The sequence below is a fragment of the Rhodoferax sp. GW821-FHT02C08 genome (assembly GCF_059421805.1).
In genome coordinates this window covers 113298-125582 of record NZ_JBWKVR010000003.1, presented here as the reverse complement: position 1 = coordinate 125582, position 12285 = coordinate 113298, and the positions used below count along the sequence as shown (strand labels likewise).

12 protein-coding genes are annotated in these 12285 nt (G+C 64.4%); 3 read left to right on the top strand and 9 right to left on the bottom strand.

The features are described 5' to 3' along the window. Positions 1 to 4 precede the first annotated feature (4 nt). From pncA to AC07VY_RS04675, 9 genes are read right to left on the bottom strand one after another with little or no spacing between them, the layout of a single operon-like run. Positions 5 to 724, bottom strand: a complete 720-nt coding sequence (gene pncA / locus AC07VY_RS04715) for a bifunctional nicotinamidase/pyrazinamidase (RefSeq protein ID WP_495096562.1) — start codon at positions 722 to 724, stop codon at positions 5 to 7. 26 nt (positions 725 to 750) lie between these two features. Then, positions 751 to 1488, bottom strand: coding sequence for an ABC transporter ATP-binding protein (locus AC07VY_RS04710; RefSeq protein ID WP_495096563.1), 738 nt, complete (start codon positions 1486 to 1488; stop codon positions 751 to 753). Beyond that, a complete protein-coding gene (locus AC07VY_RS04705) occupies positions 1488 to 2279 on the bottom strand; it encodes an ABC transporter ATP-binding protein (protein ID WP_495096564.1) in 792 nt (263 codons plus the stop codon). Before AC07VY_RS04705 ends, AC07VY_RS04710 begins: the two co-directional genes overlap by 1 nt. Continuing rightward, positions 2276 to 4174, bottom strand: coding sequence for an ABC transporter permease (locus AC07VY_RS04700; RefSeq protein WP_495096565.1), 1899 nt, complete (start codon positions 4172 to 4174; stop codon positions 2276 to 2278). The genes AC07VY_RS04705 and AC07VY_RS04700 overlap by 4 nt, the downstream gene beginning before the upstream one ends. 45 nt (positions 4175 to 4219) lie before the next feature. Beyond that, a complete protein-coding gene (locus AC07VY_RS04695; protein WP_495074666.1) occupies positions 4220 to 5425 on the bottom strand; it encodes an ABC transporter substrate-binding protein in 1206 nt (401 codons plus the stop codon). Positions 5426 to 5460: 35 nt separating this feature from the next. Beyond that, positions 5461 to 6045, bottom strand: coding sequence for an amino acid synthesis family protein (locus tag AC07VY_RS04690; RefSeq protein ID WP_495074667.1), 585 nt, complete (start codon positions 6043 to 6045; stop codon positions 5461 to 5463). 37 nt (positions 6046 to 6082) lie between these two features. Continuing rightward, the gene (locus AC07VY_RS04685; protein ID WP_495074668.1) at positions 6083 to 6724 is read right to left on the bottom strand and encodes an amino acid synthesis family protein; all 642 of its coding nucleotides are present in this window, start codon (positions 6722 to 6724) and stop codon (positions 6083 to 6085) included. Positions 6725 to 6749: 25 nt separating this feature from the next. Further along, complete coding sequence (locus tag AC07VY_RS04680; protein WP_495074669.1) at positions 6750 to 7673, bottom strand: UPF0280 family protein; 924 nt, start codon at positions 7671 to 7673, stop codon at positions 6750 to 6752. Positions 7674 to 7696: 23 nt separating this feature from the next. Next, positions 7697 to 9280, bottom strand: a complete 1584-nt coding sequence (locus AC07VY_RS04675; protein ID WP_495096566.1) for a 6-hydroxynicotinate reductase — start codon at positions 9278 to 9280, stop codon at positions 7697 to 7699. A 207-nt stretch (positions 9281 to 9487) separates the two neighbouring features. On the opposite strand from AC07VY_RS04675, the gene AC07VY_RS04670 reads away from it, so the two are divergent. From AC07VY_RS04670 to AC07VY_RS04660, 3 genes are read left to right on the top strand one after another with little or no spacing between them, the layout of a single operon-like run. Then, entirely contained in the window at positions 9488 to 10264 is a 777-nt protein-coding gene (locus AC07VY_RS04670) for a ferredoxin--NADP reductase (RefSeq protein ID WP_116608294.1), read from the top strand. A gap of 10 nt (positions 10265 to 10274) precedes the next feature. Then, on the top strand, positions 10275 to 10979 hold the full coding sequence (locus AC07VY_RS04665) for a TetR/AcrR family transcriptional regulator (RefSeq protein ID WP_495074671.1): 705 nt from the start codon (positions 10275 to 10277) through the stop codon (positions 10977 to 10979). Positions 10980 to 11012: 33 nt separating this feature from the next. After that, positions 11013 to 12209 carry an amidohydrolase family protein gene (locus tag AC07VY_RS04660; RefSeq protein ID WP_495074672.1) on the top strand — a complete coding sequence of 399 codons (1197 nt, stop codon included), beginning with the start codon at positions 11013 to 11015 and terminating at the stop codon, positions 12207 to 12209. Positions 12210 to 12285: the final 76 nt, after the last annotated feature.

Sequence of the window (12285 nt, the reverse complement as noted above, 5' to 3'; positions counted from 1 at the left end):
GGATTCAGGTGGCGATGTCAGTCGACTGGATGCGCTTCACGCCTTTGGCCGCCATGGCTTTCCAGGCGGCAGCCAAAGAGCCATTCAGGTCGATGCCACGTGTCGCGTCCTCGACCACATAGACCTCGAAGCCCAGCTTGCGCGCGTCCATCGCTGTCCAGGCGACGCAGAAGTCGGTGGCCAGGCCGGTAACGAAGACTGTCTTGATGCCGCGTGCCTTCAGGTAGCCGGCCAGGCCGGTGGCGGTCTTGTGGTCGGCTTCTTCAAAGGCCGAGTAGCTGTCCATCTCCTTGTGGAAACCTTTGCGGATGATCAGCTGGGCGGTGGGCAGCTTCAGGTCCTTGCTGACGTTCGCATCGTCCGTGCCCTGCACGCAGTGGTCGGGCCAGAGCACCTGGGTGCCATAGTTCAGCTTGGTGGTTTCAAAAGGCTTTTTGCCCGCGTAGCTGCTGGCAAAAGACGCGTGGCCGGCCGTGTGCCAGTCCTGCGTGACGACGATGTTCTCGAACGCGGGTGCCAGCTGGTTGATCACCGGAACCACCTCGGCGCCGCCCTTGACGGCCAGAGTCCCGCCTTCGAGAAAGCAGTTCTGCACATCGACCACGATCAGCGCCGCGCTGCCAGGCTTGATCTTGCCGGCGGCAAATGCCGGGAGGCCGAGGCCGCCCAGTACGCCGAGGGCGGCTGTGGACTTCAAAAGGGTTCTGCGGTGGCTGCTGTGCATGGTGGATGCTCCTAAGGTTGGGGAAATCAGACGCTCAAATAGGCGCGGCGCACTTCGTCGTTCGCGGCGAGATCGCTCATCGATGCCTGGTAACGGATCTGGCCTTTTTCCAGCACATAGGCGCGGTCCGACACCAGCTCGGCGAAGTGCATGTTCTGTTCGGACAGCAGGATGCTCACGCCCTGGGCCTTGAGGGCCAAAATCATGTGGGCCATCTGCTCGACGATCACCGGGGCCACGCCTTCGGAGGGCTCGTCCAGCAGCACCAGATACGGGTTGCCCATGAGGGTGCGCGCCACAGTCAGCATCTGCTGCTCGCCACCGCTCATCTGGCCGCCGGGGCGGTTGGGCATCTCGCCCAGATTCGGGAACAGCTGGAACAGGCGCTCGGGGGTCCACAGCGGTGCCTCGGTTCCGTCGGCCCAGCGGCGCGGCGGCTGCTGGCCGACGGACAGGTTTTCCAGCACCGACAGGTCGGTGAAGATGCGCCGGTCTTCGGGCACATAGCCCAGGCCCAGGCGCGCCGCGTGGTGCGGCTCGCTGGTGGAGATGTCATGTCCCATGAACTGCACGCGGCCCTGGCGCTTGGCCAGCATGCCCATCACGGCCTTCAGGGTGGTCGATTTACCTGCACCGTTACGGCCCATCAGGGCCACTACTTCGCCGCGCTGCACGTTCAAGTCCACGCCGTACAGCACCTGGGCCGCACCGTACCAGGCGCATAGGCCTTGGGCGTCCAGCAAGGGTTGTGTTTGCTCTGCCATCAGGCCACCTTCTTCGCCGCCTGGGCGGGTTTCTCAAATGTTTTTCCGGTGCCGAAGTAGACCTCTTGCACCTTGGGGTGGTCGCGGATCTCCAGCGGCTTGCCCTCGGCGATCAGACGGCCGCGCGCCAGCACGATCATGCGGTCGGCGTAGGCGAACACCACGTCCATGCTGTGCTCGGTGAACAGCACGGCCATGCCGCGGTCGACCACCAGTTGCTTGGTCAGGGCCATCAGGTCGTTGCGCTCCTTCGGTGCCATGCCGGCGGTGGGCTCGTCCATCAGCAGCAGCTTCGGCGCATTGGCCATGGCGATGGCCAGCTCGACGCGCTTTACGTCGCCATAGGCCAGCACATTGCAGGGGCGCTCGGCCTGGGCGCGCATGCCGACCTGGTCGAGCAGATGCAGGGCTTCGTCGCGCTGAAAATCGGCCGCTCGGCGCCACATGGAGAACAGCTTGCTGGCCTGCGACAGCAGCGCCATCTGCACGTTCTCCACCACGGTGAGCGAGGCAAAGGTTTCGGCGATCTGGAAGGTCCGGCCCACGCCCATGTGCCAGATGTCGCGCGGCTTGCGGCCTACCAGTTCCTGGCCGTTGAGCTGGATCGAACCGCAGTCGGCCCTGAGCTGGCCGTTGACCATGTTGAAGGTGGTGGACTTGCCCGCGCCGTTGGGGCCGATCAGCGCCAGCAGCTCGCCGGCGGCCAGCTCGAAGGCGATGCCATCGACCGCCTTGTTGCCGCCAAAGGACTTGCCCAGGCCGGCGACTTTCAGCAAATGAGTGCTGCTCATGGCTTGGCCTCCGGCGCGCTGCGTAGACGTGCAAACAGCTGCTGGGCATAGCCGGCAATGCCTTGCGGAAACAGCAGCACCAACAGCAGGATGATGCCGCCCAGCATGGCGCGCCAATAGTCGGTGTTGCGCGCCACGGTGTCGTGCAGCCAGGTGAAGGTGACGGCGCCGACCACCGGCCCGGCCAGAGTCTGGATGCCGCCCAGCAGCACCATCACCAGGCCGTCGACCGAGCGGCCCACGCTCAGGGTTTCGGGCGAGATACTGCCCTTGGAGAACGCGTACAACGCCCCCGCCAAGCCCGCCGCCGCGCCGGCCAGCACAAAGGCCGCCCACTGCATGCGCTTGACGTCGATGCCGATGGCATCGGCGCGCAGGCTGGAGTCGCGGCCGGCCCGCAAGGCATAGCCGAACGGCGAGAACAGCACACGCCGCAGCCACAGCACGCCGCCTGCCACCAGCGCCAGCGTGAGGTAGTAATAACTTTGCTTGTCGGAAAGCCACTCCGACGGCCAGACGCCGGTGAGCCCGTTGCTGCCGCCGGTGAACGCATCCCACTGGTAGGTGATGGCCCAGGTGATCTGGGCGAAAGCCAGGGTCAGCATCGCCAGATACACACCCGACAGCCGCACCGCGAACCAGCCGTAGACCAGGGCACCCAGCGCGGCCACCTGGGGTGCGGCCACCAGCGCCAGTTCCATCGGCATGCCGGTGCTGCGCACCAGCAGCGCTGCGCCATAGGCCCCCAGGCCGAAGTAGGCCGCATGGCCGAAGGAATGCATGCCCGCCGGCCCCATGATGAAGTGCAGGCTGGCTGCGAACAGGGCCGCCACCAGCAGGTCGATCATCAGCACCGTGGTGTAGGGAGAGCCGGCGGTGAGCACCGGCAAGGCCAACAGCACCAGGCCCAGTACCGCAGCCGCGATGCCATAGGCTTTGCTGGCGCGGCGCAAGGGCTCTTCCTGCATGCCCACGTAGCGGCTGGCGGGCTGGGGCCGGCCCATCAGGCCCCAGGGCCGGGCCACCAGCACCACAGCCATGACCAGGAATTCGACCACCAGGGTCAGCTTGGAAAACGACAGGCTGTAACCCATGATCTCCACCACGCCCAGCCAGATGCAGACGGCCTTGATTTCAGAGATCAGCAGCGCTGCCACATAGGCGCCTGGAATCGAGCCCATGCCGCCGACCACCACGACCACGAAGGCCGCGCCTATGGTGTTCAGATCCATCTCCAGCGTCGCCGGTTCGCGCGGCAGCTGCAGGGCGCCGCCCAGGCCGGCCAGCGTCGCGCCCAGGGCGAACACTGCGGTGAACAGCCAGGCCTGGTTCACGCCCAGCGCGCTGACCATGTCGCGGTCCTGCGTGGCCGCGCGCACCAGCGTGCCCCAGCGGGTACGCGTCAGCAACAGCCAGAGCAGGCCCAGCACGATGGGACCGACAAAGATCAGGAAAACGTCATACGAGGGGAACTGCCGGCCCAAAATCTCCACCGCGCCCGACAGGCCGGGCGCACGCGGGCCCAGCAGTTCGTCCGGGCCCCAGAGCCACAGCACGGCGTCCTTGATCACCAGCACCAGCGCAAAAGTGGCCAGCAGCTGGAACAGCTCGGGCGCCTTGTAGATGCGCCGCAGCAACAGCATCTCCATCAGCGCGCCCAGCACGCCCACCGCCACCGCCGCCAGCAGCACCGCCGGCCAGAAGCCCAGGCGCGTGCCCAGTTGCTCGACCAGCGAATACGCCACATAGGTGCCGACCATGAAGAACGAGCCGTGGGCAAAGTTCACGATGCGGGTCACACCAAAGATCAGCGACAGCCCGGCCGCCACTAGAAACAGCGACGACGCCCCGGCCAGCCCGTTCAGCAGCTGGACCACAAAGCCTGAAAAATTCATTCCGTATCCTCAAGAGCCGTGGGCGAGGTCTGCTATGTCGAAGGCTTAGTCGGGAGCGCGCAGCTTGGCCACTTCGGCGTCCGTGGGCAGGTATTTGGCACCGTCGAGATAGGTGTAGTCCACCATCACGCCCTTGCCACCATCGTTCTTGGTCTTGCCGACGAAGGCGCCCATGGTCGACTGGTGGTCCTGGGCACGGTAGGTGATCTTGCCGAAGGGGCTGTCGACCTGCAAGCCCTGGAAGGCCACGGCCAGTTTTTCGGACTCGCTGCTCTTGGCTTTCTTCATGCCGGCGGCCAGCGATTTGATGGCGGTGTAGCCGACCACCGAACCGAGGCGCGGATAGTCCTTGTACTTGCCGTGGTAGGCCAGGAAGAAGGCCTTGTGCTCGGGTGTCTGGATGCCGTACCAGGGGTAGCCGGTGACGATCCAGCCATTCGGCGACTCGTCTTTCAGCGGATCCAGGTACTCGGGCTCACCGGTCAGCACGCTGACCACTTCGCGGTCCTTGAACAGACCGCGGGTATTGCCTTCGCGCACGAACTTGGACAGGTCGGCGCCAAACAGCACGTTGAAGATCGCATCCGGCTTGGCATCGGCCAGGGCCTGGGCCACGCTGCCGGCATCGACCTTGCCCAACGGTGTGGCTTGCTCGGCAACGAACTCCACATCGGGCTGTGCGGCCTTCAACAGCTGCTTGAACGCGGCCACGGCCGACTGGCCGTATTCGTAGTTGGGGTAGACCACGGCCCAGCGTTTTTTCTTCAGCTTCACGGCCTCGGGCACCAGCATCGCGGCCTGCATATAGGTGCCGGGGCGCAGGCGGTAGGTGTACTTGTTGCCGCTGCCCCAGATGATCTTGTCGGTCAACGGCTCGCCGGCCAGGAAGAAGAACTTCTTCTGCTTGGCGAAATCGGTCATGGCCAGTCCGGTGTTGGACAAGAAGGTGCCAGTGAGCACATCGACCTTCTCGCGCGAGATCAGCTCTTCGGCTACGCGTACCGCGTCGCCGGGGTTGGCGTTGTCGTCCCGGGTGATCAGCTCGATCTTCTTGCCGTTGAGGCCGCCGCTGGCGTTGATTTCCTCAACAGCCAGCTCCATGCCTTTCTTGTAGGGCTCGAGAAAGGCCGGTTGGGCCTTGTAGCTATTGACCTCGCCGATCTTGATGACCCCCTGGGCCTGGGCGGTGGAGAGCATGGCCAGCGCGGCGGCACAGCTGGCGGTGTAGAGCAGAGGACGCAATAACTTCATGGCAAAACTCCTGGGTTCAAAAAAAGAAAAACCGTTTAGCGCAAGCCGTCCTGACCGACGATCTCAGACACCTGCAAACCGCCGATACGCGGCAGCGGGCGGCCGCTGTCGGTGACGACCACGGCCACCACGATTTCATGGGCGCGGGGCGCATCCGACACCCGGGCTTCCATGGCGTCGAAATGGCTGCGTACAAAGGCCGCGTCCTTGTGGCCCAACGGCACATCCACTGCCGTACCCAGGCCACCAATCTTCTTGGCCGAAGGCACCAGGGCCGCGCCCTTCTCCACCGCCTTGCGCAGCGGTGCGCCGAGCTTGGGGTGCAGGATAGCGGCCGCGTGCTCGAGCTCGCCGCCCTCGCCTACGATGGCTGCCTTGCCGTAGCTCTGCGCGGCACCGGGCGCAATGCCCAGGGCTTGCACGCATTTGTCGCCCAGCAGGCCGCCGAGTTCTTCGCCGATGGTAATCAGCTCGTCGAGGTTCTCGGAATAGCGGCCCGCGTAGGGGTTGGCGATGACCGCCATGGCCAGTGCGCGGCGGGTGGGCGGTGTAATGGGCTGGCCCATTTCGATATGGACTTCATCGACCTGGACGATGATTTTTCGGATCTTGGCGGACATGGTGTGCTTCCTGGATGGGGTGTAGGTGACGCGCAGTTCAGCGCAGGCCGTCCCAGCGGGCGATGCCCTGGGGTTCGAGGCCGCCGACGCGGGCGTGGACCCGGGCGCCGGAGGCCATGGCGAGGATGAAGACGATCTCGTCGGCGGCGGGTGCTCCGGGCACGCGCACCTCGATGGCGTCGAAATGGCTGCGCACATAGGCGGCATTAATATGCGTCAGCGGCACATCCAACGCAGTGCCGGGCGCGCCGACTTTCTTGGTCGACGGCACGATGGCCAGGGCGTTGCCGGGTTGGCCGGTTTTCTCTTCGGCCTGGCCTTTGGCGTAGGCATTGCGGTCGCCCTTCCAGCCCAACAGTTCGCGCATGGCATAGCCGCCGGGCACATGCCAGAGCGCGCCGTGCTCCAACTCGCCGGCCGCACCGATGACCGCGCCCTTGCCATAGCTGGCGATGCGCTCCACCGGCAGCTGCATGGCGCCCAGCAGGCGGTGCGCCATGTCTATACCCACGTCTTGCAGCGCGTCCATCATCGGCAGGATGTTCGGCTCAAAGCGCCCGGCAAAGGGGTTGCTCAGCACCGCGCCGATGGCGCCGCGCAGCAACGGAACCGAGGCCTCGGGGCCGAACTCGTGGCGGATTTCTTCCACGTGGGTAAAGATGCGTCGAATCGTGATCATGGATTGAATCGTCTTCTAAATTTCATTAAGCAAATACTGAACCAACTTGCGTGACATCCTCGGCTGCCAGAGCGGGAATTACCTGCGTCTGCTGCCATTGCCCCTGGCACACCAGGGTCGCAGACCACAGCAAGCCAGCCCGCTGCAAAGCCTGCGCCTGGGCCAGCCCTGCAGCCAGTGCCCTGCGCACCAAGTCGGGGGGCAGCTGCGGCACCTCGGTGGTCACCGACAGGCTGCCCAGATCGCTGTCATCACGCAGCATGCAAGCCGGTTGTCGCAGGATGCCTGGATGCTGCACATTCACCGCATTCGCCACCACCGTGGCGGCCGCATCGGCCTGCGCAGCGGTGGCCGCCAACACCGTCACGCTATCGGCAATTCCTAACGAGAAACTGCGTCCGCGCCAGCCGCTGGTGGCGATGCCGCGCACCGGCAAGCCGTATTCCAGGCTAGCCTGCGCATCGGTGCGCAAACCCGCAAGGTCCGCCAGCGCCGCTCCCATGGCATCCAGGTCGGCAAACAAACCCACCCGCAGACTATGGCCCGGCGCCAGATGGAATGCAATATCGCCGCCGTTGTTCACCCAGGCCCGTTCTACGTCCGGGCGCTGGTAGCAGGCAATCAGCTCTTGCGCCACGGCACCAGCCACCGCTGCCATGGGCGTAATGAAATCCGCACGAAACGGCGCGCAGGCTGTCCACATGCGCTGCGCAACAGCACCTGACAGACGTTCATGGGCGCTGGGTAATGCGTCTTCCATGGGCAAGGCCTGGCGCAGGATGGGCAGCTCTGCCACCAGTTCCTGCAGTACGGTTTGGAAGCGCTGCCATGCAGCCTGGTGGGCCTGAGCCACTGCCGAGGGCTCGCCGTTGGCGCCGACTACGATGTCGATGGGGCCATGCTGGAAATGCCAGCGGCCATCGGAAAGAGCAGCGCGTTGGGCGAACATGGTGTGTGATGGTGCGTGCTGTTTCAGCCCAGCAGCGGCGGTTGGCCCAGGGGCCAGGCATTGGCCACAGGGTTCTGCACCCAGAGCCGCGCCGTGGGAGCACCGTCGCTGTGCCATGCCCCCGTGCGCAAAGCCTGCTCCAGGCTGCGCACATGGTCCATATGGCCGCCGAGCGCCCGGTAGTCATCCAACCGCAGGCTGAATTCGATGGGTGCAACGATGGCCGGCGTGGGCACGGTGCCGAAGCTCTTGTCGGGCATGCGCATCACATCGACCATCACCGTGATGCCACCGCCCGGCCACACATAGGCGGGCGCTCCGCCGCAGGTCACGTTGACCAGCGCCTGCTTGATGGCGCGGGTCAGCATCACCGGGTTCTCGGTCACGCCAGCGCGCAGGCTTCCGCCCGCACCGCCAAGGAACAGCACGGTGCACAGCGAGGGTTCGCAGTTTTCGCCTATGCGCTCGATGATGCGCTGCACGCTGGCCGGCATGGGCTGCTCCACGGGCTGCAAGGCATCGTTCAGCACATACCAGGCTGCATGCTCGCCAGTGGTGGATGTCATCAGCAAACGCATGCCCGGTCGGGCCACCTCGGGGTCCCAGCCTTCAATGATGGACAGCGGATCGGCTATATCGGTACCGCCCCAGCCGGTGCCGGGATTCGCCACCTGGAAGTAACGCCCTGGCGTGGATTTGCGGCCGCGCATCTGGATGCCCGAGCGCGGCATGTCCAGGCAGCGCCCCGCCTGGTGCTCGGTCAGCACGCCGGTGATGTGGTCGTCGACCACCACCACTTCATCCGCCTCACCAAACAACTGCTTGGCGAATATGCCGACCGCCGCCGAACCGCAACCGACACGCATGCGCTGCTCTTCCACGCCGTTGACGATGGGCGCGCGCCCGGCCTGCACCACGATCTGCGAACCGCCGTCGATGGTCAGCTCCACCGCCTGCTTGTTGCCCAAGGCCTCCATCATCTGCACGGTGACGCGGCCCTCTTTCTTGCTGCCGCCGGTCAGGTGGTGCACGCCGCCCAGGGACAGCATCTGCGAACCGTATTCCGCAGTGGTGACATGGCCGACCACTTCGCCCTTGCAGCGCACATTGGCCTGCTCGGGGCCCAGGTAGCGGTCGGTGTCGATCTTGATCTTGAAACTGCAGTAGCTGAAGATGCCCTCGGTGACCACGGTCACCATGTCCACGCCCTGGGCCTGGGATGCAACGATGAAGGGCGCGGGTTTGTAGTCGGGATACGTGGTGGACGAACCCACGCCGGTGACGAATACCTCATCGGATCGCAGCAGGTCGCCATTCCAGTCCGGGGCCACGTCGGCGGCAGAGAACGCCACCAGCGGTACAGCTCCGTCCGATACCGTGCGGCGCAGCAGCACAACCGGGTCGACCCGCACCAAGGTGCCGCCCTGGTTGGCATAACGGTCGCAAGCCCCGGCACGCCCTTCGGATATCTGGCACAACACAGGGCAGGCATTGCAGGCAATCTTGTCGGTCGCCATGCGCTCATGGCGCGGCACCGCGCGCTCCGGCGAAGGGGGCGCGCCGCCGTCCAGGGCAGGCAGGCCGTCAGTCTTCGTGTGTTCTGTCATCGTGGGGCACCAACCAAGCAGAGGTTATGAAAAGTACTTGTCCCGCAATCTCAATTTATGTAGCATTCACTTAACTTAAATGTTGCAAGCACTACATTTTTATGTGCTGGCAATTTAGCATAAGCATATGCACACCGCAACAGAAAAGACACTAGCCAACCCCCAGATTGCATCCCCTGTTTTCATCCACTTTCCACCACACACCATATGAGTGCATTCAACGAAGAGCGCGTACTGAGCGTGCACCACTGGACAGACAAGCTGTTCACCTTCACCACGACCCGCGATCCGTCACTGCGGTTTTCCAACGGCCACTTCACCATGATCGGCCTGAAGACCGAGACCGGCAAGCCGCTGCTGCGCGCCTACAGCATCGTCAGCGCCAACTATGAAGAACACCTGGAATTCCTGAGCATCAAGGTGCCCGACGGCCCGCTGACCTCGCGCCTGCAGCACATCCAGGTGGGCGACAGCATCATCGTCGGACGCAAGCCCACCGGCACCCTGCTGATCGACTATCTGCTGCCCGGCAAGCGCCTGTACATGTTCTCGACGGGCACTGGTCTTGCACCATTCATGAGCGTGATCCATGACCCCGCGACCTACGAAAAATACGAGGAACTCATTCTGGTGCACGGCGTGCGCCAGGTCGAAGAACTCGCCTACCACGACCTCTTGACCCAGCACCTGCCCCAGCATGAGTTTCTGGGCGAGCTGGTGAGCAAGCAGCTACGCTACTACCCCACGGTGACCCGCGAAGCCTTCCACACCATGGGCCGCATCACCGACCTGATCGAGAGCGGCAAGCTGGCCAAAGACCTGGGCCTGCCCGATCTGGACCCCGCCACCGACCGGGCGATGATCTGCGGCAGCCCGGCCATGCTGCGCGACCTGAAAATCAGCCTCGAAGAAAGCGGTTTCAAGGAAGGTAACACCTCGCGCCCCGGCGACTTCGTGATAGAACGTGCGTTCGCCGAACAGTAAGCACCACACCATGTCCAGCACCGCCAAATCCGGCCGCCAACCGGTTGCCAGCAAGAAAGCACCGGCAAGCAAGACCGGCAAAACCGCCAAGCCCGGCGTACGTGAGCAAAACGCCCAGGCCACGCGCGACAGCATCCTGCGCGCCGCCACCAAGGTCTTTGCCAAGCATGGCTACGACGGCGGCAGCGTGGAGAAAATCTCCACCGCCGCCAAGTCCTACGACCGCATGATCTACTACTACTTCGGTAGCAAGGAAGGCTTGTACATCGAGGTGCTGGAGGGCATTTACCGCCGCATGAACGAGGCCGAGTCGCGCCTTGCGCTGGATGTGGCCCAGCCGCTGGAGGCGCTGCGCGCGGTGATCCGCTTTGTGCTGGACTACTACCGCAAGCACCCGGAGTTCATCACCCTGCTGAACACAGAGAACCTGCACAAGGGCAAGCACATCGCCAAGTCGCTGCGGGCCCGCGAGTACTCGTCGCCGGCGATTGCCATCCTCGGTGAGATCATGCAGAACGGCGTCGCCCAAAAGCTGTTCCGCGACGATCTACAAACCCGCGACGTGTACCTGCTGATCGCCTCGCTCGGCTATTTCTACCTGTCGAACCGGCACACCTTGTCCGCCTTTCTGGGCGACAACCTCGAAGCCCCCGATGCCTTGGCGCACTGGGAAGGCTTTGTGCTCGACACCGTGCTGCGCACCGTGACCCTGTAGCCATCCCATACAACCACCCCACGAAAGAACACCATGGCAGAAGCAATCGCCGGCGCAAAGTCGGGCAAGGTCGTCATCCAGAATATTGGTCTGCTGCTGTCGGGCGACATCGACCAGCCCATCCTCGATGCAGACACCATCGTCGTCGACGACGGTCTGATCGTCGCTGTCGGCAAGGCCAAGGACTGTGACACCAGCGAGGCCCGCACCACCATCGACGCCCGACAGACCTGCGTAGCCCCCGGCCTGATCGACAGCCATGTGCACCCGGTGTTCGGCGACTGGACCCCGCGGCAGAACCAGCTGGGCTGGATCGACTCGACCATGCACGGTGGCGTCACCACCATGGTTTCGGCCGGCGAAGTGCATTTGCCGGGCCGGCCGAAGGACATCGTCGGACTGAAGGCCCTGGCCATCACCGCCCAACGCGCATTCGACAACTTCCGCCCCGGCGGCGTGAAGGTGATAGCTGGCGCGCCCATCATCGAGAAAGGCATGGTCGAGCAGGATTTCAAGGACTTGGCCGATGCCGGTGTCAGCCTGTTGGGCGAAGTCGGCCTGGGCTCGGTCAAGGCCGGCTACGAAGCCCAGCAGATGGTCGCCTGGGCGCGCAAATATGGCATCCAGAGCACCATCCACACGGGCGGCCCGTCGATCCCCGGCTCGGGCCTGATCGACAAGGACGTGGTGCTGGAGGCCGATGCCGATGTGATCGGCCACATCAACGGCGGCCACACCTCGTTGTCCGAAGCCCATGTGTGCGAGCTGTGCGAGAAGTCCTCGCGCGCCATCGAGATCGTGCACAACGGCAACGAGAAAGTCGCCATCGCCGCGGCCCAGGCCGCGCTGCAGCTCAAATGTCCGCACCGCGTGATCCTCGGTACCGACAGCCCGGCCGGATCGGGCGTGCAGCCCCTGGGCATGCTGCGCATGGTGGCCCTGCTGTCCAGCCTGGGCAATATCCCGGCCGAACTGGTGTTCTGCTTCGCCACCGGCAATACGGCGCGTATTCGGAATCTGAACTGCGGCCTGATCGAGGTGGGCCGTGCCGCCGATTTCGTCTTCATGGACAAGGCCCAGCACTCGGCCGGCCGCGACCTGCTGGACAGCGTGCAGCTCGGCGACCTGCCCGGCGTCGGCATGGTGATGATCGACGGCATCGTACGCTGCGAGCGCAGCAGGAACACACCTCCGGCGACGACAGTACCGGCATACGTCGGTGCGTCTTAAGAGCGCTTCAATTTAGTCGTGGACTGGGCTCTCACGCGAGTCCGACTGGCACAACCGAACAGGCGACTCTGTTAAT

Coding starts and splice junctions, on each gene's coding strand:
- pncA (WP_495096562.1), bottom strand. CDS start 724: ATGCACAGCAGCCACCGCAGAACCCTTTTGAAGTCCACAGCCGCCCTC.
- AC07VY_RS04710 (WP_495096563.1), bottom strand. CDS start 1,488: ATGGCAGAGCAAACACAACCCTTGCTGGACGCCCAAGGCCTATGCGCC.
- AC07VY_RS04705 (WP_495096564.1), bottom strand. CDS start 2,279: ATGAGCAGCACTCATTTGCTGAAAGTCGCCGGCCTGGGCAAGTCCTTT.
- AC07VY_RS04700 (WP_495096565.1), bottom strand. CDS start 4,174: ATGAATTTTTCAGGCTTTGTGGTCCAGCTGCTGAACGGGCTGGCCGGG.
- AC07VY_RS04695 (WP_495074666.1), bottom strand. CDS start 5,425: ATGAAGTTATTGCGTCCTCTGCTCTACACCGCCAGCTGTGCCGCCGCG.
- AC07VY_RS04690 (WP_495074667.1), bottom strand. CDS start 6,045: ATGTCCGCCAAGATCCGAAAAATCATCGTCCAGGTCGATGAAGTCCAT.
- AC07VY_RS04685 (WP_495074668.1), bottom strand. CDS start 6,724: ATGATCACGATTCGACGCATCTTTACCCACGTGGAAGAAATCCGCCAC.
- AC07VY_RS04680 (WP_495074669.1), bottom strand. CDS start 7,673: ATGTTCGCCCAACGCGCTGCTCTTTCCGATGGCCGCTGGCATTTCCAG.
- AC07VY_RS04675 (WP_495096566.1), bottom strand. CDS start 9,280: ATGACAGAACACACGAAGACTGACGGCCTGCCTGCCCTGGACGGCGGC.
- AC07VY_RS04670 (WP_116608294.1), top strand. CDS start 9,488: ATGAGTGCATTCAACGAAGAGCGCGTACTGAGCGTGCACCACTGGACA.
- AC07VY_RS04665 (WP_495074671.1), top strand. CDS start 10,275: ATGTCCAGCACCGCCAAATCCGGCCGCCAACCGGTTGCCAGCAAGAAA.
- AC07VY_RS04660 (WP_495074672.1), top strand. CDS start 11,013: ATGGCAGAAGCAATCGCCGGCGCAAAGTCGGGCAAGGTCGTCATCCAG.